Source organism: Pseudoalteromonas sp. NZS127_1, from assembly GCF_015864295.1.
Classification (GTDB): Bacteria; Pseudomonadota; Gammaproteobacteria; order Enterobacterales; family Alteromonadaceae; genus Pseudoalteromonas; species Pseudoalteromonas arctica.
Window position 1 is genome coordinate 17,687 of record NZ_JADYXO010000001.1, and the last position, 21,466, is coordinate 39,152.

General features: G+C 40.2%; 17 protein-coding genes and 1 pseudogene. 11 read left to right on the plus strand and 7 right to left on the minus strand.

From position 1 onward, the window contains the following. Positions 1 to 15 precede the first annotated feature (15 nt). From I6F50_RS00065 to I6F50_RS00080, 4 genes are all read left to right on the plus strand, one after another. A complete protein-coding gene (locus tag I6F50_RS00065; RefSeq protein ID WP_008137861.1) occupies positions 16 to 354 on the plus strand; it encodes a hypothetical protein in 339 nt (112 codons plus the stop codon). Then, on the plus strand, positions 347 to 1,687 hold the full coding sequence (locus I6F50_RS00070; protein ID WP_010553499.1) for an SPFH domain-containing protein: 1,341 nt from the start codon (positions 347 to 349) through the stop codon (positions 1,685 to 1,687). The genes I6F50_RS00065 and I6F50_RS00070 overlap by 8 nt, the downstream gene beginning before the upstream one ends. A 155-nt stretch (positions 1,688 to 1,842) precedes the next feature. Further along, positions 1,843 to 2,112: a YrhK family protein gene (locus I6F50_RS00075; RefSeq protein WP_007583304.1), complete on the plus strand. Its 270-nt coding sequence runs from the start codon at positions 1,843 to 1,845 to the stop codon at positions 2,110 to 2,112. Between the two features lie 100 nt (positions 2,113 to 2,212). After that, on the plus strand, positions 2,213 to 2,728 hold the full coding sequence (locus tag I6F50_RS00080) for a M23 family metallopeptidase (protein WP_197174968.1): 516 nt from the start codon (positions 2,213 to 2,215) through the stop codon (positions 2,726 to 2,728). On the opposite strand, the gene I6F50_RS00085 is transcribed toward I6F50_RS00080, so the two are convergent. After that, complete coding sequence (locus I6F50_RS00085) at positions 2,725 to 3,894, minus strand: MFS transporter (protein ID WP_197174970.1); 1,170 nt, start codon at positions 3,892 to 3,894, stop codon at positions 2,725 to 2,727. The genes I6F50_RS00080 and I6F50_RS00085 overlap by 4 nt on opposite strands. Positions 3,895 to 4,137: 243 nt before the next feature. On the opposite strand from I6F50_RS00085, the pseudogene I6F50_RS00090 reads away from it, so the two are divergent. After that, positions 4,138 to 4,272 (plus strand): annotated as a pseudogene (locus I6F50_RS00090) (LysR family transcriptional regulator); the annotation flags it as partial. A gap of 8 nt (positions 4,273 to 4,280) precedes the next feature. Here the strand turns inward: I6F50_RS00090 and I6F50_RS00095 are convergent. The 3 genes from I6F50_RS00095 to I6F50_RS00105 form a co-directional block, all read right to left on the minus strand. Continuing rightward, positions 4,281 to 5,282 (minus strand): LacI family DNA-binding transcriptional regulator, encoded by a 1,002-nt coding sequence (locus I6F50_RS00095; protein WP_166421328.1) that lies wholly within the window; start codon positions 5,280 to 5,282, stop codon positions 4,281 to 4,283. Between the two features lie 75 nt (positions 5,283 to 5,357). After that, positions 5,358 to 6,884, minus strand: coding sequence for an MFS transporter (locus I6F50_RS00100; RefSeq protein WP_197174972.1), 1,527 nt, complete (start codon positions 6,882 to 6,884; stop codon positions 5,358 to 5,360). A gap of 32 nt (positions 6,885 to 6,916) precedes the next feature. Beyond that, positions 6,917 to 8,245, minus strand: coding sequence for a GH1 family beta-glucosidase (locus I6F50_RS00105; RefSeq protein ID WP_197174975.1), 1,329 nt, complete (start codon positions 8,243 to 8,245; stop codon positions 6,917 to 6,919). Positions 8,246 to 8,482: 237 nt separating this feature from the next. Between I6F50_RS00105 and I6F50_RS00110 the strand changes: the two genes are divergently transcribed. Further along, positions 8,483 to 11,059, plus strand: a complete 2,577-nt coding sequence (locus I6F50_RS00110) for an exo 1,3/1,4-beta-D-glucan glucohydrolase (protein WP_197174977.1) — start codon at positions 8,483 to 8,485, stop codon at positions 11,057 to 11,059. Between the two features lie 317 nt (positions 11,060 to 11,376). Here I6F50_RS00110 and I6F50_RS00115 read toward each other — a convergent pair whose 3' ends face one another. From I6F50_RS00115 to I6F50_RS00125, 3 genes are all read right to left on the minus strand, one after another. Further along, positions 11,377 to 12,864: a tryptophan halogenase family protein gene (locus tag I6F50_RS00115; RefSeq protein WP_197174979.1), complete on the minus strand. Its 1,488-nt coding sequence runs from the start codon at positions 12,862 to 12,864 to the stop codon at positions 11,377 to 11,379. Further along, positions 12,857 to 14,407 (minus strand): tryptophan halogenase family protein, encoded by a 1,551-nt coding sequence (locus I6F50_RS00120; protein ID WP_197174981.1) that lies wholly within the window; start codon positions 14,405 to 14,407, stop codon positions 12,857 to 12,859. Before I6F50_RS00120 ends, I6F50_RS00115 begins: the two co-directional genes overlap by 8 nt. Positions 14,408 to 14,509: 102 nt before the next feature. Further along, the gene (locus tag I6F50_RS00125; RefSeq protein ID WP_197174983.1) at positions 14,510 to 17,476 is read right to left on the minus strand and encodes a TonB-dependent receptor; all 2,967 of its coding nucleotides are present in this window, start codon (positions 17,474 to 17,476) and stop codon (positions 14,510 to 14,512) included. A 691-nt stretch (positions 17,477 to 18,167) separates the two neighbouring features. Between I6F50_RS00125 and I6F50_RS00130 the strand changes: the two genes are divergently transcribed. From I6F50_RS00130 to I6F50_RS00150, 5 genes are all read left to right on the plus strand, one after another. After that, a complete protein-coding gene (locus tag I6F50_RS00130; RefSeq protein WP_231611891.1) occupies positions 18,168 to 18,827 on the plus strand; it encodes a hypothetical protein in 660 nt (219 codons plus the stop codon). A 3-nt stretch (positions 18,828 to 18,830) separates the two neighbouring features. After that, positions 18,831 to 19,505: a Crp/Fnr family transcriptional regulator gene (locus I6F50_RS00135; RefSeq protein WP_010553509.1), complete on the plus strand. Its 675-nt coding sequence runs from the start codon at positions 18,831 to 18,833 to the stop codon at positions 19,503 to 19,505. A gap of 71 nt (positions 19,506 to 19,576) precedes the next feature. Next, the gene (locus tag I6F50_RS00140; protein WP_197174985.1) at positions 19,577 to 19,984 is read left to right on the plus strand and encodes a hypothetical protein; all 408 of its coding nucleotides are present in this window, start codon (positions 19,577 to 19,579) and stop codon (positions 19,982 to 19,984) included. Between the two features lie 84 nt (positions 19,985 to 20,068). Further along, the gene (locus tag I6F50_RS00145) at positions 20,069 to 20,572 is read left to right on the plus strand and encodes a DUF962 domain-containing protein (RefSeq protein WP_008137888.1); all 504 of its coding nucleotides are present in this window, start codon (positions 20,069 to 20,071) and stop codon (positions 20,570 to 20,572) included. Positions 20,573 to 20,631: 59 nt separating this feature from the next. Then, on the plus strand, positions 20,632 to 21,423 hold the full coding sequence (locus I6F50_RS00150; protein WP_197174986.1) for an SDR family oxidoreductase: 792 nt from the start codon (positions 20,632 to 20,634) through the stop codon (positions 21,421 to 21,423). Positions 21,424 to 21,466 lie beyond the last annotated feature (43 nt).

A 21,466-nucleotide genomic window follows, 5' to 3' on the forward strand; every position in this document is an offset into this window, starting at 1 on the left:
ATTTAAGTAGAGCTTATGATTTTTTATATTATAGGGTTAAGTTTACTTGTTATTATTTTATGCGTTGCGCTTTATGTAATTTACAGCAATGTACATAAAAGTCGGGTAAGAAAATCCAAGGAATACAACGTACTGTTTGATAAAGACACGATAGTTGATGATTTAATCACTCAACTAACAGAAAAAAATCAAACACAAGAAAACCAAGATAAAACAGCTAAAGGTAAAGAAGAAATCCTTGCAACATTTGTTGAGTTACATCGCTCTGGTAGCTTTTGCGCACATTTGAGTGAACAGGAAATTATTTACTTTGTTAAAAAGAAATTAAACATGGAGAGTAATAAAAATGGATAGCGAAAAAGCAGTCCCAGCAGTGAAAAGTGACTCATTTATGAGTCGATTTGGTCGTCGTAATGTAATTGTTGTTTCATCAATTGTTGTTGTATTAGCCGTAATTGCAACCCTTACATCGCAAGTTGTTTCGTGGAATGAAGCAGATGAGCGTTTAGTACATCAATCGGCTTTTACAGGTAACTTAACCGTAATAAATCAAGCCGGCCCTTATTTAAAAGCGTTTGGTACTACATCGGCTTATAAAAAAGTAATTTCGATTAACTTTACGGGCGATGCCGGTGCAACAGCAAGCGCAATTGTACCGCTAATACCTATTCGATTTTTAGACACTACAACAGGTGGCGCACGAGGTGTTTCTCGTTTTAGATTGCCAGGCAATGTACCAGCAGCTGAATCGGGTGCTTTACGTGGTTTACTTAAAATACACGAAGAGTTTGGTTCACAAGAAACATTAATATCTAATTTATTAATGCGCGCAACCACTGAAAATGTAAAAGCGTCGGCGCGTATGATGTCGGTAGAGCAACATTACTCTGGTGGTAATGGTCAATTAAGCCAAGATTTTGCTGATCAATTAACAAACGGTATTTTTGTTACTGAACAAATTATTAGTACGGGTGAGCGCGATAAATCTGACGATTTAGGTAATTTAAGTAAACAGCAGCGTGTCACTATTAATATTAAAATGGACGATGAAGGTAATACACTGCGTAATGCACCTATTTTAGGCGCTTACGGTATTACAGTAGTTGATGCCAGCATTATTGATATTGACTATGAAAGCAAAGTAAATGCTCGCCTTGAAGCGCAAAAGCAAGCTGCTGCTGATGAAGCACTAGCGCGTCAAAACCTTAAAAAAGCTGAGCAACAAGCACGTACTGAAGTGGCTTTAGGTGAACAAGCAATTGCTAAGCAACGTGCTGAATCTGAAAAGCTAAAAATAAAAGAGCAAATTGATGCTGAGCGAATTAAGGCAAATGCTATTATTTCTGCGCAGCAACGAGTGGCTGTAAAAGCGGAGCTTGCAAAAGAACAAGAAGAGATTTTAAAGCAACAACGCTTAGAAGCATTAGGTATGGACGTTTTAGCTGAGGCTCGTTTAAGAGCTAAGTCTGCTGCACTTGATCCTAAGTATGTATTTGATGAAACGCTAAAAGCAGAAGTTAAAATTCAAACTGCTTTATTTACAAGCTTAGGTAATAGCCGTTTAGTGCCTGAAATTGTAATAGGCGCAGGCCAAGGCGAGCAAAGTAATGGCTCTGAATTTATGCGTTTATTAGCCGCTGACGCTGCATTGAGTCTTAAAAAGCGTTTAGAAAAAGATAAAAAATAAACGTTAGTTAAGTATTGTACAAATAATAAAAACGTTGGCTGACTTACATCGGCCAGCGTTTTTTATTGCGTAAATTTTGTTATTGTACTGTTTAGGTAAGCCTTGAGGCTTATTAAACATGTATTTAGGTAATAAAAGGTAAATAGTGAGCAGTTATGGATTCGAACAGTAATCAGTTTATTTTAGATTTAGGACAAGAGCATATTACCATTCAGCGACGATATGAAGCACTGGGAGCGTTTAACGATTTTTTGATTGCAGTGTGGTTTTTAATTGGCAGTTTTTTCTTTTTAAATGATGCATTAGTGCAAAGTGGCACATGGTTGTTTATAGCGGGCAGTGCTCAATTGCTTATAAAACCTGTTTTGAAGTTGATCAGCTTAGTACATGTTAGTCGGGTATTTCATTCAAATAAAACACCATAAATAAAACCATAAATACGACTCATGATGAGTTCAGTTATTATGGCTAATAATTTACCTTTATAGGTAAATCACTGGTTATGTAAATACCAAGGATTGAAAAGTGAAAGTACTAAAGTGGATTGTAATTGGAGTAGCGGCTTTATTAGTTATAGGTTTACTAATTCCCGAAAAAATAATGATCCCGGTACAAGGTGCCACAAGTAAAGATTGGAACCATAACACTTTTTGGTACGAGCCTTGGGGCAGATCGGGTGTACACAAAGGAATTGATATTTTTGGCACAAAAAATACCCCCGTAGTCGCCTCAACAAACGGGATAGTTATATTTTCAGGTGAGCTAACCCGAGGCGGTAAGGTGGTTGCGGTACTTGGGCCTAAATGGCGTATACATTATTTTGCGCATTTAAATGACTACTCAGTAAGCACAGGTGATGTAGTAAGCATAAACAGTCAAATTGGCTTGCTGGGTGACACCGGAAATGCGGCAGGAAAACAGCCTCATGTACATTATTCTATTTTATCGTTAGTGCCCATGCCTTGGCTTTATACAACGCAAAGCCAAGGCTGGAAAAAGATGTTTTTTTTAAGTCCACACGATAAATTAAAAACTAATTAGCCTGCAACTGGGGTTTTACCCGCGCGAATATTTTTAATGCTTTTAATAAACATATAAATACAGGTAGTGATTAAACAGCCTGCTAAATAAAACACAATACCGTTGGGTGCATCAGATAAATTTGCAGCAAGCATAGGGCCAAATACCGAACCAATACTGTAACTTAAAAGCATAACCTCAGTTGCCGAGACTATTTTTGCCATTGGCAATGAGTCGCACGCAAGTGTTATAGCAATTGGGTAAAGTGCAAAGCTGCACGCGCCTAGTATTAAGTAGCTCACTATTAATCCTGTTAAAGTGTTTGCTTGTAATATACCCACAGCACCGGCTGCACCTACTAAACAAAACATACCCATTAATAAGCTTTTTTCAAGCCGAGTAGATAAGTAACTCACGAGCGGCTGCACAACCATGCCGCCTAAAATAATAACCGCCATAAGTGTGCCTGTGTACTGAGCTTGATCAGCTTGCGCTGCAATATAAACCGGCATTAAGCCGTAAATAGGGCCCAGTAATAAGCCCGATGCTAAGCATCCGAGCATAGCTGGGTGGCTTAGTGTTTTTATTTCTTTTAGTGGTAGTTTTTCAAGGTGCTGTTTTTCGGGCTGACCTTTGGTTATTAACAAAGGCGCTAAAATAGCTAAAAATAATAACGAGGCTACAAATAAATAAGGCGTTGAACCTTCGGTGCCAAGCGGCCCTATAGCAAGCTGACCTACGGCGCTACCCCCATAAAGTGAGGTCATGTATAAGCCCAAACGTTTAGCACGCGACTTTGCTGTGTTGGTCATTAATAACCAAGACTCAACAACGACAAACACACCGGCAACAGCAATACCTGCAATAAAGCGAGCCGCTAACCAGTTACCCATATTTGGAATAGCAAGCTGTGCCAGTACGCTTACAATTAATAAGCTTAAAAATAATATAAAAGCGAATCGATGACCTATTTTTACCACCACGCGTTCAATGGTTGTAGCGCCAACAAGTAAGCCAAAGTAAAAAATGCTCGCAAGCCAAGGCGCTAGGTTTTCATCAAGTTTAAATGCGGGTAACGACAGCGGAATAAGGCTCATTAAAAAGCCGGATGCGATAGCAAAAAATGACAGCCCGATAACGGGTGCTAAAGGGTTATTAGAGGTGCTTGTGGCGGCTGATTCGGCCATTTGTGTTTATCGACTCATCAAGGTAAATAACCACTGTTTTAAAGTTTGAGAGGTTACTTTAATAATAAAATTTGCGCGAATTTAGAGCCAAATTAAAAATAAGTAAAGTGATATTTTATTAAACAGTATAAATAAATTTTAAAACGATCTTTTTGGTAAATTATCGGATCTATTATGCTTTTTATTGTAGTGTTTTTATGTAGATATTGTTTTATATTTGTGAGCATTTATGTCTGAATAGAGTTTTTTGTAATGCGAACAGACAGGCACATATCGCATGCTGCACGTAACTTTTTAAAGTTTGCGCAGCAGCACGTAGAGCAATATTTAGATACGCAGTGGGTGCGTAATGAATTACATAACTTAGATTTAAACTAGATTTAAAGTTAATTAATATCCGGTGTTGAGTCTCTTAAAATAAGCTTTGGCTGAAACACGTGCTTTACTGTTATGCCGCTTTTTTTATAAATATCTTTAAGTACTAAGTTAGCCGCAGCTCGGCCCATTTCAGGAACTGGGTTATCTATTGTAGTCAGTGTTGGGTAGAGGTAATTGGTAAAAATTACGTTATCGAACCCAATAATGGCTAAATCTTTTGGTAGGTTAAAACCGTGTTCGCGGGCGTATTTCATAGCACCCGATGCCATTTCGTCATTGGCACATACAAGAGCGGTTATTTGCGCTTTATTTTGAATAAAATGCCTTAAGCCGTCGCTGCCACCGGTTTCTTTAAAGTCGCCCACATAATACAAGCTTTCGTCAAAGGTTAGGTTGTATTCTGCTAGGGCTTTTTTGTGACCTTTTAAACGGTTTGACGCATCTTCTTTAAACTGCGGGCCTGCTATGTACGCAATGTTTTTATGACCTTTGTTGATCATGGCTTTAGTGGCTAAGTAGCCGCCCATTACGTTGTCGAGGCTAATGCAGTTATCTTCAATTTCCTTAACGTAGCGGCTCATTAAATAAATAGGGGTTTTGCCTTTACTTAACTCAATTAGGTACTCGTTTGATACCGCTTCTACGTGGGCAATAATAGCGTCGCAATTACGGCCTATTAAAAACTCAAAGCCGCTTTTTTCTTTTTTCTCATCACTGTGCCCAGGGGTAATAATAACGTGTTTACCCGCAATACGAAGATGCTCTTCAATGGCTGACATCATCTGACCAAAAAACGGACCATCCAACTCAGAAACTAAAATACCGACGCTGTTTGTAGTGCTAGACGCCAAAGAGCGTGCAATAGAACTTGGCTGATAGCCTAGCTCTTTCATTGCTTCTAATACCTTTTTTTTAGTTTTTTTGCTTACGTAGTCGTTGTCGTTAAGTACCCTTGAAACAGTTGATAAAGACACACCTGCCATTTCTGATACTTGATAAATTGTCGCCATTGATGTCCTAGCTTATATGTGTTTTTACTCGCGCTTTATAAAAATATAAAGCGCGAAGAATCATTAAAAGTTAATTTACACATTACTGCGTCTAATTGCTAAGTCTTCTGTTATTTTTTGCGTCATCGCTGAAGTAAGCGGATAAATAAGCATCAATGCGGCGCCTAAAAAAGCAAATGCGGCAGGTATCCAGCTCATAAGTAACTGCATACCAGGTAGGGCTTGCGTAATTGTTAGCTCATCCATACCGTTATAGCCGTAGCCTGCAAGTACCACTAATACTAATGCACCTGCAAAACCACCACCGGTTTTTTGTACAAATGTACCTGCAGAATAAATAAGGCCTGTAGCGCGGCGTTTGTTTTTCCACTCTGAATAATCGGCTGAATCACCAAGCATACTAAAAAATAATGTTGGCATCATCGCGGCAAAAAATTCAGCAGCGCAACCAAAGGTAAATACAGCAATAAGGTTATCGCTAGGGACCCAGTAAAATGCGGTAGTGAGTATGCCGCTTAGCATTAGCGATGTAATAAATAGGTTTCGTTTACCCATAATTTCGGCCAGTTTACCTGTGGCAAGTGCGCCTAATATAGATACAACCAACAAGGCGATAAAGTATTGCCCAGCCATGAGTTCATTAGCTACGTGGTACTTAAAGTAGTACGCAATTACGCCGTATTTTATGCCGTTAAACATCATGGTTAAAAAACCAATACCCAGTAATACCAGCCAAGGTTTGTTGGTTAGAAGATCAACCATGTCACGCTGTGATCCCGTTAAGCTTTGCTTATCTTTATTGAGTAATTTTTTAATAACGAATGTCATTGCAGCCATAACAAGGGCAAAAAATACGCCGCTGTATAAATCGCGGTAATAAAAAAACAGGGTGGTAGCAAGCAAAGGTAGGATTATAAATGGCAGGCTTTTGGTTAAATCAAACAACTCTGATTTTAAATTGCCTTCATTTGAGGCGTGCGGTGTTACACGCTCTTTGGTAGTCGCAAACGTTATAATCATTAAAATAATAAGTAAGCTGGCAAATAAGTACATAGTAAGCTGATAGCCTTTGGCATCGTCGCCGCCACCAAAAAAAGCTACTAGCTCAGGTAAAAAACCCATAACCAATAAGCCACCAGTAAATGCACCTGCAAACCTAAAACCAGAGAGCTTTGTGCGCTCTGTATCGTCTGGTGTCATTACGCCCATAAGTGCCGAGTAGGGCACGTTACTTACGGTGTAGGCAAGCGTTAAACCTATGTAGGTTACGTAGGCATAAATAAGTTTATTGGTGGTGCTAAAGTCGGGTGTAGTAAAACACAACACCATAAACAAGCCCAAAAATGGTGCCGAGTAGAGTATCCACGGGCGAAATTTACCAAAGCGCGACTGCGTTCTGTCGGCAATCATACCCATAATAATGTCGGTTACGCCATCAGATAGCCTTACCACCAAAAACAACATGGCAGCGGCGGCTGCCGATATGCCAAATGTATCGGTGTAAAACACCGCTAAATAAGCAAGCGCACCGCGCCATACTAAATTAGCGCCGGCATCGCCCATGGCGTAACCGACTTTTTCGTATAAAGGGAGTTTGTTCACAGTGTGTGTTCTTATTGTTATAAGCTGATAATTTATCGGCTAGTTATTAGGTTACTGTACGCTTTACCGCTGGCTTTAACAGTTCGTTTTTGTGTGTTGTAGTCTACGTGTACTATTCCAAAACGTTTTAAATATCCTTCTGCCCATTCAAAGTTATCCATTAGGCTCCACGCAAAGTAACCATCTACTTTTACGCCTTGCTCAGCTGCGTTATGTAGGGCATTTAAATGCTCGTGGTAATATTCAATACGGTCGTTATCTCTCACTTCGCCGTCTTTAAATTCGTCAGCCATGGCTGCACCGTTTTCGGTAATATAAATAGGCGGTAGGGTGTATTTTTCGTTTAACGATACAAGTAATTCTGTAAGCGCTTTAGGGTAAATTTCCCAGCCTATATCGGTCATTGGCGCTTTATGTGGCAGCTCATGGTAAAAGTCGGTTTCGCTTGCTTGATAATGCATGCGGGTATAAAAGTTAACCCCTAAATAATCCAGCGGTTGAGCAATTATTTCCATGTCGCCATCTAAAATATCTGGGCGGTGAGCTTTTGGTAATTGCTTAATAATATCAGGGTATTTACCTTGCATTACAGGCTGCATGTACCATTGGTTAATATAGTCATCAGCAAATGCAGTGGCTTTTAAATCATCTTCACTTTGGGTAACGGAGTAACAAGGCGTAAAGTTAAGTACAATACCGTTTAGCGTATTTGGGCTATTTTTAGCAAGTACTTGCATAGCTAAACCGTGACCTAGTAATAAGTGGTGCGCGGCTTTACGACCAAATTCGCGGCCTACTATGCCAGGCGCATGTACGCCAATTTCGTAACCTAAGTAAGAGCTACAAAACGGTTCGTTTAAGGTGGCGTATGAGTGCACACGTTCCCCAAATGCTTTGGTAATTAAATCTGCGTAATGGGCAAATTCGTAAGCGGTGTTACGGTTTAGCCAGCCACCTTCGTCTTCAATGTGTTGTGGTAAATCCCAGTGGTATAGCGTTACAAAAGCTTTAATGTTACGGCGTTTTAATTCATCTAAAATGTCGGTATAAAACTTAACGCCGGTCGGGTTTAAGTGACCGCTTTTAGTCATTACGCGCGGCCACGAAATCGAAAGTCTGTAAGCGTCTACACCTAATGACTCAATTAGGTTTATATCGTCTTTCCAGCGAGTGTAGTGCTCGCAGGCTACGTCGCCATTTGAATTATCGACTATTTTGCCTTCTTTACTGCAAAAGGTATCCCAAATACATGGCAAGCGATCGGTTGCGCCGCCTTCAATTTGAAATGAGGCCGTAGCTACACCATAAGTAAAATTTTTGGCTAAAAGTGGTGAGCCACTAGGTAAAGATAATTGTTTCATTAAGAGAAAACCTCTGTTTCTTTGTAGTAAATTTTGCTTTTATTTATAGTTTATAAATCGCATTAATGGAAGCGCTTCCATATTTAATTTGATTAATCACTAAGGATGGTATTTAATAACTTTAAGGAAGCGCTTCCATATTTAGGTTAGTGGCTATTGTTAAGCAGGTCAATAGTTAAATTTAAATAACAAATAGGCGTTTCACAAAAACACACTGACACAACACAAGGCTATAAAATGAAAAAAAGCTTAAACACTAACAGGTTACACATGCTCCCCATTTTAATAGGAGGATTGTGCGTTTTAAGTGGGTGTAATAAACAAGAGGTTAGCGCAAATAATAGCCAAGGCGCCGTAGCCAAAAAGGCTGAGCATGAGCAAGGTGATTTATCACTTTGGCCAACGCTTACAAGCAAGGTAGTTAAAACGCCTGAAATTGAAAATACAATTGCACAGTATTTAAAAACAATGACGCTTGAGCAAAAAGTAGCGCAGATGATCCAACCTGAAATTCGCGATATTAGTGTTGAAGACATGCGCAAATACGGTTTTGGTTCGTATTTAAATGGCGGTGGCTCGTTCCCAAATGCAAATAAGCATGCAACGCCTGCAGATTGGATAACGCTTGCTGAGAGCATGTATCAGGCCTCGGTTGATGACTCAATTGATGGCAGTAAAATTCCGACCATGTGGGGCACTGATGCAGTACATGGCCATAATAATGTGATTGGGGCGACGTTATTCCCGCACAATATAGGTTTAGGTGCTGCTAATAACCCAGCATTAATTGAGCGAATTGCAGCGGCTACGGCAATAGAAGTAATGGCAACGGGCATAGATTGGGTATTTGCACCAACAGTAGCGGTAGTACGCGACGACCGATGGGGCAGAACGTACGAAGGCTACTCAGAAGACCCTGCAATTGTGCGTGAATATTCAGCCGCAATTGTAAACGGATTGCAAGGCAGAGCCGATGAGGACTTTTTAAGTGACAAACGCGTAATTAGTACCGTTAAACACTTTGTAGGCGATGGCGGCACGGTAGATGGTGACGATCAGGGTGACAACATTGATAGCGAAGAGGTTTTATATAACATTCATGCACAAGGTTATATAGGTGGCTTAACAGCAGGTAGTCAGTCGGTTATGGCATCGTTTAATAGCTGGAATGGAAAAAAAAATCACGGCAATAAATACTTACTTACCGATGTACTAAAAACAAAAATGGGTTTTGATGGCTTTGTTGTAGGCGATTGGAACGGGCACGGACAAGTTGCAGGCTGTACAAATGAAAGCTGCCCGCAAGCTGTTAATGCAGGGCTTGATATTTTTATGGTGCCAACGGGTGCCTGGAAGCCGCTTTATGAAAATACAATTAAACAAGTAAAAGCGGGCACAATAACAATGGCGCGAATAGATGACGCCGTAGCACGTATTTTACGCGTTAAATTACGCGCGGGTTTATTTGATAAACCAAGTCCCGCAAATCGAAAATATTCAGGTAAATTAGAACTAATAGGTGCGCCAGCACATCGCGATATTGCCCGCCAAGCCGTACAAGAGTCGTTAGTATTACTTAAAAACAACAACCATTTATTACCGCTTAACCCATCAAACAACATACTTATAGCAGGCGATGCGGCCGATAACATAGGCAAGCAATCGGGTGGTTGGAGTATTACGTGGCAGGGAACTAATAATCAAAATGCAGATTTTCCTGGAGCAACGTCTATTTATGCAGGGTTAAAAACGCAAATAGAGGCTGCTGGCGGTAATGCTATTTTAAGCCCAAGTGGCACGTTTGATACCAAACCCGATGTAGCCATTGTTGTATTTGGCGAAGAACCATACGCAGAGGGGCATGGCGATAAAGATAACCTTGAGTTTGAACGTAACAATAAACGCTCTCTTAAAATATTAAAAACATTAAAGCAGCAAAATATACCGGTGGTATCGGTGTTTATATCGGGCAGACCAATGTGGGTTAATAGCGAGCTAAACGCGTCAGATGCATTTGTAGCAGCATGGCTTCCTGGCACTGAAGGACAAGGCATTGCAGATGTTTTATTAGCGGATGTAAGTGGGCAGGTACAATACGACTTTAAAGGTAAGTTGTCTTTCTCGTGGCCTAAATCGCCACTGCAAACCGCAGTAAATAAGGGCGATACTGATTACTCACCATTATTACCCTATGGCTTTGGCTTAACGTATGAAGACGAAAGTACGCTTGGCAATAATCTAAATGAAGACTCAGGTGTTGATATTAGTAACCTTGCGCCGCTATCTATATTTAATGGCAGCTTTAAAGCACCGTGGCGTTTGTTTTTAAATTCAAACAGCGAGCAGCACCAAGTAGCAAGTAACAGTGTAAAGCTTGGCGGCATCACTTACCGCACTGAAGACAAAGCGATTCAAGAAGATGCGATGCAATTTAATTTTGATGGTACTGCAGCCAGCTACATCGAAATTAATAGTAACTTTACCGAAGACAAAGTGGCCTACATTGAAGCAAATTCGGCCCTTAGCTTTAGCTATAAAGTAAACCAAATACCTAGCTCAAAAACATACCTTGCAATGAAGTGCGAACAAGGTTGTGGTGGCGAGCTTGATATTACCAATGAACTTGAAAATGCTACTTTAAATACATGGCAAACCATGAGTATAGATTTAACGTGTTTTGCTAAAAAGGGCGTTGATTTTGCCAGAGTAACCAGCCCTTTTATTATTAAAACGGCAGGAGAGCTTAACGTTTCAGTTGCAGATATTAGCTTTGAACCACAAAGCGCTAAAAGCGCCGTGGTTAAGTGTGAATAATAAAACGTAAAAGTTGTTGTGTGTACCCAAAGCCCTGAGGGCGTGTTGATCTTTGTGGATTGAAATTTGTTCAATCTAGGGGCAATTTAATCGCGGCGAGAGGTTTGTAACCTAGTGGGCTAAGTGAAAACCGAGCAACAAAGAGTAAATTGCCCCTAGGCAGAACCCTACGGGCAGCGCATGTTTGGCATTTATGCTACGTTATCGCCTATTTATGGGGAATAACCACACTACATAGGCTCTGCCTTGCCTAAAAACCAAACATACTGCTGCAAATTCAACCACCAAAGAACAACACGCCCTGTTAAGGGCTTTTTTTATGCTGGGCAATACTGCTTTAAAAACTCATGATGAGGTGGTAATTGGCTTACGCGTTGTTCTATTTGTTGCTTAATACCGTGTAAAAAACGGGTGAGTTCTTCATCGCTCATCATGCTGGCTATTAAGTGATGTTGATTAGGCTCAATACCTTGACCAAGCATAACTTGCACCCACGAATCGACTCTAAAAATATCGCCATCGTCTAAAAATACACGGCCGGTTTGCTTAAACAGATTAATTTTATGCTGAAGTGTTTTTGGCACTTCCATGGCGCTACAGTGTTGCCAAAACTCACAGTCATCGCGATTAGTTACTTTGTAGTGCAGCACAATAAAGTCGCGAATATTTTCAATTTCGCTTTTAAGCTGTTTGTTGTATTCATCAATGGCGTGATTAGTAATGCCATTAAACGGAAATAAACGCATAAAGCGAATAATACCCGACATAATTAAGTGAATGCTGGTGGACTCAAGTGGCTCTACAAAACCGCTGGCAAGACCAAGCGCTAGGCAGTTTTTGTTCCAGCCTTTTAAGCGCCGCCCAGTTTTAAATTTAATAACACGGGGCTCTGTAAGCGGTTCACCTTCAATATTATTTAATAATAGCGCTTTGGCTTGCTCGTCATCCATATATTGGCTGCAATAAACCAATCCGTTGCCGACACGGTTTTGTAGCGGTATACGCCATTGCCAGCCGCTTTTATGGGCAATAGATCGGGTAAGTGGCAATACGGTCTCGTTGGTTGATTTTGTTTGCACCGCAATGGCGCTGTTACACGGTAGTAAATGCGACCAGTCTTCGTAGCCAGTATGCAATGCTTGCTCTATTAATAAGCCTCTAAAGCCGGTGCAATCAATAAAAAAGTCGCCGTTAATGTGCTCGCCATTATTTAAAATCAATGATTCTATATGGCCCGTTTTAGTGTTTTTTACTACTTTTTGTATTTTACCTTCAATGCGTTTTACACCTAATGGCTCTGAAAATTCACGTAAAAACTGCGCGTAACGCGTAGCATCCATATGGTAAGCATAGTTAATGGGGTTTTGCTGATTAAACGCAAATTTACCGCTTTTAGCCGCTTGCAGCTCGTAGCAGTAATCGCCAAATGGGTTGTTTATTCCTAAAGTTTTACCTTGCAGCCAAAAGTGATGAAATTCACCCGCCCAACATTCTTTGCCCGTTGCGCCAAATGAGTGAATATAATGCGTGTTTTCATCGCCCCAGTTTTCAAAGCTAATACCGAGTTTAAAACTGGCTTGAGTGGCTTTCATAAATGCTTGCTCGTTTATACCCAGCAATTTATGAAATGTACGAATAGGCGGAATTGTTGCTTCGCCAACACCTACAGTGCCAATATCGTCAGATTCAACAAGGGTTATGTTTATATTGTTACCAACTAGTTTAGCAAGTGCCGCTGCGGCCATCCAACCTGCAGTGCCGCCTCCAGCAATTACTACGTTTTTAACAGCGTTTGTTTTAGTCATTATGTGGCTGCCTATTATTTGATAAAAGGTGATTTAAAAGCGCGCGATTACTTGGCAGTCCATTTAAACACTGCGCTATTTTTTCGCGATTTTGCTGATAATAGTAATCCCCAGCACGTGGGTCGTTAAATGTATTTTGTGCAGATACTGTTTGTGTATTAAAGCCCATGCCATATAAAACGTATTGGTAACTGCTTGATGAAAACACTTCTTCGTTTTCAATAAAATCAAAGCGGCTAGGGGGTTGAAATTGCCAAAGTTTAAGTAAGTTTTGCAGGCGCTCGGGCGCGGTATTTAAATTACTAATATCTTGCCAATAAGGAGTGTCGTCGCGCTCGCTTAGCACATAATGAAGTTTTAAAAACTCAATAACGCGCTGCCAACGCGTGCTAAAACGTTCATTGAAACGCGTTTCAAGCTGGCTCATGTGGGTGCGGTTTTGTGGAAGTTGCTCGCTTATCATGCTAATTGAAAGCTCAACCATGGCAAGTGCTGACGCTTCAAGAGGCTCTAAAAAGCCAGCTGACATACCTACGGCAACACAGTTTTTAATCCAAAATTCTTGCCTGTAACCAGGGCTGAATTTTAATACGCGGTAGTTAAGTTGCTCAGCTTGTTGCTCACTGGTACTTTTAGCTATGTAGCTTTTTAGAGTATTTGTTGCGCTTTCATCGCTTTGATATTTACTACTAAATACATAACCTGTACCACGGCGCGTTGGCAGGGCTATATCCCAAATCCAACCGTTACTTTGCGCTGTAGATAACGTAGCAGAGGCAACTGGCTGTTCGGTGTTTGCATTAGGTATTTGCGCCGCAACAGCGCTGTTATTAAATAAAATATGATCTTGCGCTATAAACTCACTATTAAAATGCTCACCAATTAAACGAGCGCAAGAGCCTGAGCAATCTATAAATAAATCACCCGTTATATCGCCATTATTATTTGTTTTTAATGAAGCAATATAGCCATGTTCGTCGTTAATAACCTCGGTTACATCGTCAGTAATATGCGTAACATTTAGGTTTTTAACACAGTGATTTTTTAAAAATTCAGCAAATTTACCCGCATCTAAATGATAGCCATAGTTGGTAACTGCTGCATATTCGGGTGTTTGTAATTGCTTTGGTGCTAGTGCTGCTTGGCATACAAAGCTTTGCATATTAACAACGTCGGCAAATTTTTGATTAGGTGCAATACGTTGCCAGCTGGCGTGTAAATTAGTGTGCTCGTAGCCTTGTGGATTCATAAAAGGGTGGTAGTAGTTTTCTCCCTCGCTAAGGTTGCGCCAATTTATAAATTTAGAACCTTGCTTAAATGACGCGTCGCACTGGGTTATAAAATCACTTTCTTTAATGCCAATGCGCTGTAGGGTGTTGCGCATTGACGGCCACGTGCCTTCGCCCACACCCAATATAGGCACATTTGCCGACTCCACTAACGTTACATTAAGGTGCGGGTGTTCGGCGGCTAATAAGCCTGCGCTTAGCCAGCCGGCAGTACCACCACCTAAAACGACTATTTTTGTTATTGGTTTGGTCATGAGTTAACACCCTAAAGTTGATAACAATTAAACTAGCATTAATACTGTTTTAAATACAAAAAAGCCGCTAGTAAAAACTAACGGCTTTACTTTGTATTACCTTTAGAAGTTGTAACGCATACCAATATTGTAACGTGCACCTAGCTGTTGTAGGTTCCACAATTGAACTGACGTACGGCCATGTTCGCGGCTGTTTTGTTCAGTAATATTAAGGCCTTCAACAAAAAACGATAGTTGTTCGCTGTAGTTGTACGCAACATTAAAGTCGATTTGATAATATTCTTCAGTAAAGCCTGGCTCATTTACGTATCGAGCTGCGCTATTTAAAAACTTATCACGCCAGTTGTAAGCAATACGTGCTTGAAAATCATCGTTTTCGTACATTGCAATAAAGTTAGCTGTATCGCTTAAACCCACTAATGCAAATTGTGTTGTAGTAGGGTCAGCGTTTACATCAAAGTCTATGTCGCCATTAACAGTGGTGTAGTTTGCTTGCACACCAAAGCCGCTTTCACCAAAAAAGTGCTGAAAGGCAACTTCAAAACCATCAATAGTGGCATTTTTATTGTTTGTAGGTACTTGTGCTGTAAATTCTAGTAATGGGTCATCAGCATTTGCAATTACATCGTAAGCGGCTTCAAACTCTTCGTAGGTCATTGAGTCAAAATCAACGTTGTTTTCTGTTGCTGCAACCATTTGGAATAAGTTTGAATCGGTTACTGCAAGTCCGCGAGATTCTAGCTCAGCAATGGCAGCTTGTGCGCGAGGGCCCGCTGTTGCATCGCGTAATCCGTAGTAGTTTTGCGTCATTGGCGTTAAACCAATAAAGTTTTCGATGTCTTTCGTGTAGTAACCTACCGACACATAGCTTGTTTCTGCAAAGTACCATTCAGCCGATACATCAATATTATCTGATTCAAGTGGCACTAAACCAGGGTTACCTGTTGATGCTGTTGCCTGTGACGAACCAGCGAGCAGAGTCGGACCACTTGGTACACCCACGGTTGCTGCAGAGCTTAAGTTATCGTAAGTTGGGCGTGCAATAGTGGTGCTATAAGAAAAACGTGCTTTTACGTTTTCAATTACTTCTATGTCAAAGTCAAAGCTTGGTAAAAAGTGATCGTAGCTAGATTTAAGCGAAAAATCTTCTTTGTCAGAACCATAGCGTACATTGAAGTCGTTATTGCCTTCCCACGCTACGGCGTTAGGTAAATCGATATTAGCCGTTGAGGTAATGTCGGTAGACTCTTGGCGTGCGCCAATTACGATGTTGTATGGCATATCGCCAATGTAACCGTTGTAAGTAAATTGCACAAACGCAGCGGTTATATCTTCTTCAATGGTGCGATTAGTTGCAAATGCGCCATCGGCTGCAAAGTTAAAGCCGTATTCTTCACCTGCCCAGTAACCAATTTGCGATGCGCTGCCGGTATAACCTTGGTTGAACGAGCCAGATGTATCGTAGTCGTCAAACTCAGCTAAAAAGTTTGTTGGGTTTAGGTAGCCATCAGGTAGTTCGCCTGGGTTTTCTATACCCCAGTTACCCATTGTATTACGTGTTAGTGATTGCAGTGAATGGCTTTCCATAGAGCGAGACTCTATACCAAAGTCAATTGCACCGTTTTCAATTTCGTATTTACCATGGATTCTAAATTCTGTTATTTCAGACTCTTGGCGAGCAAAGTTAGAATCTAAAATAGACGTACCCACATCAGAGGCATCTAATGTGTTATTACAATTTAAGTTGTCTCGGCGGCAATCATCAAAATCGATACTCATTGATGGAAGCTCACGGCTAAAATCAACTTCTTGTGCGTTAACTACGTTTGCGCCCAAGCCTGCGTTTACCCAGCTGCCGTAAGGTGCATCTGGTTTGCTAGTGGCTTTTGAATTGTGCGCATCAAACATAAAGCTCAATTGTGAATTGAAATAGTATTCAACGTTTAAACCAATAGAGTCGTTTTGGTTAACTTGGTTTAGCTCTTGAAACGCTAAACCTAAATCGCGTGTTTGCTGATCGCGACGCTCTTCTCGGTAGTAAATCGGGGTTTTTACCGTGTTATCGTCAAATGTTAGCGCGCTTTTGTAGTTATCCATCCATATTGATTGCTCAGCACGGGCTTCGAACAAATCTTGTTTAGAATACGTGTAATCAAGCGTGGCTGTTAAATCGTCAATAGGGCTGTACTGCAGCGTTAATTGTGCGTTTGTACGAGTACGTTCTCTGTCGGCAATGGTGTAGCGCAAATCTGATGGCATTGAATAAAGCTGGCCAACAGCGGGTGCATTAGTTAAAACAATATCGTCTGCAGCTTGTGGGATTGTGCCGTCAAAAGCAGATGTATTCCATTGATTTACAAACGCACCGGTAGATGAACTATCACGTTGTTGCATACTTGCTGTAAGTGAGGCACCAAATTTAGCTTCACTGTCGGTCCAGCTAATTAAGCCCGAAAGCTCTGGTGTTATGTCATCACCAACGCGGTTTGTTGAGTCGTGTAATGCTTTTACGCCAATGCTTGAAACAAAGCCTGGATTGTCGAGTGGGCGAGCCGTATTAATATTAATTGTTGCGCCAATACCACCAGATGCAATGCTTGCTTTACCCGTTTTATATACTTCAACCGATTTAACGCTATCAGACGCTAAGTTTGCAAAGTCAAAAGCACGAGAGCTTGGTGTACCACCGCCTGCAGGCAAAGAAGCCGCCGGCATAGTACGTCCGTTTAGGGTTACCATATTGTAGTCGGGGCCAAAACCACGAACAGTCACTTTAGAGCCTTCGCCGTTTGAACGATCAATCGACACACCCGTAATACGCTGTAGTGATTCGGCTAAATTGGTATCGGGGAACTTACCAATATCTTCAGCTGATATAGCATCTACAACACCGGCGGCGTCGCGTTTTAAACGAGTCGACTCTTTAATACTACTTTTAAAGCCAGTAACTTGAATTACTTCAACATCGGTATTTGCTTCTTGTGCATATACCGGAAAAGAGATTGATGCGCCTAAAATCAGAGATAGGCTGGTCGCTATCTTTGTTTTTCTTACAATATGGTTGGACATTCGGTTTCCCTCGTACTTTTATCATTATTATTAACAGCTTGTATGGGGCTGTTATTGTGTAATTATAAACATTGTCAAATGTATGGAAGCGCTTCCAGAAAAATTCATTTAACTGAGTTTTGTGGAAGCGCTTCCAGAAATGCTAGTTTAAATTTTAAATAGGGTCAACTATTGTTTTAATAAAATGAGACTAAATTGTTTTTAAAATGTATGTTTTTTGGATTTAATTTTATTTAAATTATAAATTACAGGTGGTTATAAAAACCGTTTTAAATAGTTGTGTAACAACATTTTATTATAAGAAAACCAATTATTGATTCATTTAGTTATTTAAACACTTTAATAAGGTGTTTAAACCGGCTTTTAATACGCACTAAAATTAGTAAGTCGGCCGTTGGTCACTCAACTAACAAAATAGGTACATTTACTAACTTAGCAAAAATGCCTATGTAGTGATTATGTACAACGCAATTGATGAAAAAGCATCAAACGGCGGTTCTATCTCATTTTATGAATCGGTCATTAAAAAATCAGCAACTGTTTAAAAAATCGTTAATTAAATCACTAAAAAGTAACGTAGTTTTTGCAGAAGATGGTTTAAAAATAAACTTATAAAGTATTACGCATAAGAGTGTTGCGAGTCGCTAGTTTTATCGCTATTTTAAAGGCTCTCTCATAGATGGATTTTATTATGCGCATTAAATTTTTAGCGAGCTTTTATTCTTTCTTCTTGTTTGCACTGTTTGGTTGTGACGACCAAAGCATGGCAATGCAAGATAGCCCTCAGCTAAATAATAATGTAAGTAACTTACCCTCTGATCTCAAAGTAAACACGCCTTCAGCAGCTCAAACAAACGAACCCGCTTTAGTGGTCGGTATGCTAGCAACACATTGTAAAAGTAATGAAGCAGCCTACATTAACGCAAAAATGCATAAAGTTGTTCGTAACCCAGATGAAAGTACAGCCTACAAATTAGAACCTACCGATAAAGTGCTTTCTATTTGTGTTGCAAAAGATGACTCGTCGCTTAGTTATCGATTTGGTAGAGTTAATGACATAGGGCTTGAAAAAGAAGCAACACCGGATGCACCATTTGGTAGTTACTACAGGCAAGTAGGGCGTATTGGCGAGAGTATTTTATTTTTCAGTAACGGCGAATATCATTATTATATTATTAACTCAGGCGGTATGGGCAGCGGTGTAACCGTTAATGTTTATAAAAACGATACATTAATAACTGAGCTGTTTTCGGGTAATGATCCTTACGATGATTTTGTTATAGCAACCGATTTAAATTTCCCTAAAAAATTGGTTATCGAAAAACAGCCATTTAATAAGCAAATGCAGTAAATAATGACTCCACAGCAGCAAAACGTTATAGAGCAAGGGCATTGGTTTAAAAACCGTAGCGCTTATTTAAAAAGCTTTTTATTAACGCAGGGCAAAACGCTCTCGCTAAAAGCTCAGCAATCATTATTTTTGCGAGGTGATAAGCACGATGGAATTTATGCAGTGCTTAGCGGCGTGGTGCGTATTAGTGGCGTAAGTAACGAAGGCAAAGAAGCCGTATTGAGCTTTATTGATTCATCATTGTGGTTTGGCGAAGTTACCTTGTTTGATGGTGGCCTGCGTACTCATGACGTATATGCACAAACTGACGTTGTGCTTTTTTACGTTCCCCAACGCGAGCTTGAACAGCTATTAAACGAACAGCCACAATATTGGCAAGAGTTTGGTTTATTGCTGGCACAAAAATTACGCCTAATGTTTACCTCAATGGAAGATCACGCATTACTAAGCGCTGAGCAAAAAGTATGCAATCGACTTTTAATGCTCAGCGAGCATACAGAGCACTTAACACCGCTTGTTTTATCTCAGCAGCAACTTGCTGATATGACCTACCTAACGCGCCAAACTATTAATCAAATATTGCAACAGCTTGTTAGCCTACAAGCCATTAGTTTGGGGTATCAACGCATAACTGTTTTAGATAAACAAAAGTTACAGGCGCGTGCTACACAAGCTTAAATAGAGACTTTTTTATTTAGTTGGAACCAAAATTGCTACAGGTAATGTAACGCAACAATGGATTTGAGCTAATGACTACAATAACCTTTAAAAATCAATATAGTAACTATAACTCTCCTGCAGTAAATAAAGCGGCAGGACTAAGCGAAGTTGCGGCAACTAATACCCTCCCTAATGAAAAAACAAGTGATGCTAAAGGCATTACATCAGCTCCTAAAAAACCAACTTTTTTAGAAAGTGCCCAAGAAGCGCTGGTTTATCAGCGCTTAGGTGTAAACAAAAACAAAATAGACGAATTAAAAGCGACAATAGAAGAGCTCATTAAAGAACAGCAAAGTGAGGGCGCAGACCCTAGCGCTATTGCTGATAAAATTGAGGAACTTCAAAAAATGCTCGAGCAAGAGTATCAAAAAGGGCGCGAGCAAACGGATATGAAAGGTGAGCATGAGCCGGGTAAAATAATTTCTGCATTTGTTTAATTTACAAAATGTCGGATACCTGACATTGTTGTTGTGTCTACTTTTGCTAAAGTAAGTTTTATATATAAAAATAAAGGCAAAACAATGAAAACTCTTCAACAGCAACTTGGTAAATATGGTTTATATCATCGTTCTAAGCGTAATGTACTAACGCACTTTTTTGGTATTCCGCTCATTGTATTTGCGGCGTTGTGTTTACTAGCGCGCATTCAAATACCCCTTGGTAGCTTTGTAATTGATGGCGCACAACTTTTTGTATTAGCGTCGGTTGTTTATTATTTTATGCTGAGCTTTTCGCTTGGCTTTATTATGGCCGTAATATTCACCTTACTCCTTGTTGGTGCTCAGCCTATTGCGGCAATGGCGTTTTGGCCTTGGTTGAGTATTGGCGTAGGTGTGTTTGTATTTGGCTGGGTACTGCAGTTTATTGGGCACTATTACGAAGGTAAAAAACCGGCGTTTGTAGATGACCTAATTGGTTTAATTATTGGCCCTTTGTACGTAACCGTTGAGCTACTATTTTTAATGGGCTTTTACAAAACATTAGAAGATGAAGTAAACGCAATAGCAGGCCCTACAAAGGCGTAAAATACATTACTAAGTACTTTAATAAAACCTAATAAATAACAATAAAAGGCAGATAACGCATGCAATATAATAATAAAACCGTGTGGATCACCGGGGCATCGTCAGGTATTGGTAAAGAGCTTGCTATACAATTTGCTGAGCTTGGAGCGCGCGTTATTTTATCGGCGCGCAATGTAGATAAACTAAACGATTTAAAAGCAACGCTTAAAGGTGAAGGGCACTTAGTTGTGCCGCTGGACTTAGCTCAGCCAGAGCATGTACTGAGTACAATAACAGCGAAAATGAGCGAGCTTCCTGCAATTGATATTTTAATTAATAACGGCGGCGTATCGCAGCGCAGTTTATTTTTAGAAAACGACTTTAACGTGTATCGTCAATTAATGGAGGTTAATTACTTTGGCTTAATTGCACTGACTAAAGCGGTATTACCTACTATGGTGGCAAGGCGCAGTGGCTCAATTGTGTCTATTAGTAGTGTGGCGGGTAAAGTAGGTTCAAAATTTAGAACAGGTTATTCGGGTTCTAAATATGCGGTTGTTGGCTTTATGGATTGCCTACGTGCAGAAGTAGCACAACATAATATTCATTGTTTAACAATTTGCCCCGGCTCTATTAAAACAGCAATTGCGCATAACTCGTTAAACGAGCAAGGCATAGCGCAAAATAAACCAGAAGAGTCGATAGAAAATGGCATGGATGTAAGCGTAGCTGCTAAAAAAATGATTAACGCCATTAGTAATAAAAAAGACGAAGTGATTGTGGGTAAAGGTTTAAGTGGTTGGGCGCCTACAATTAAGCGCTTTTTTCCAACTTTGTTTAATAGGCTAAGCGCAAAAACAAACTATAGGTAGCATCGTTTATTTCAAAGGCGTAAAATGCCGTAAATTTGATCAA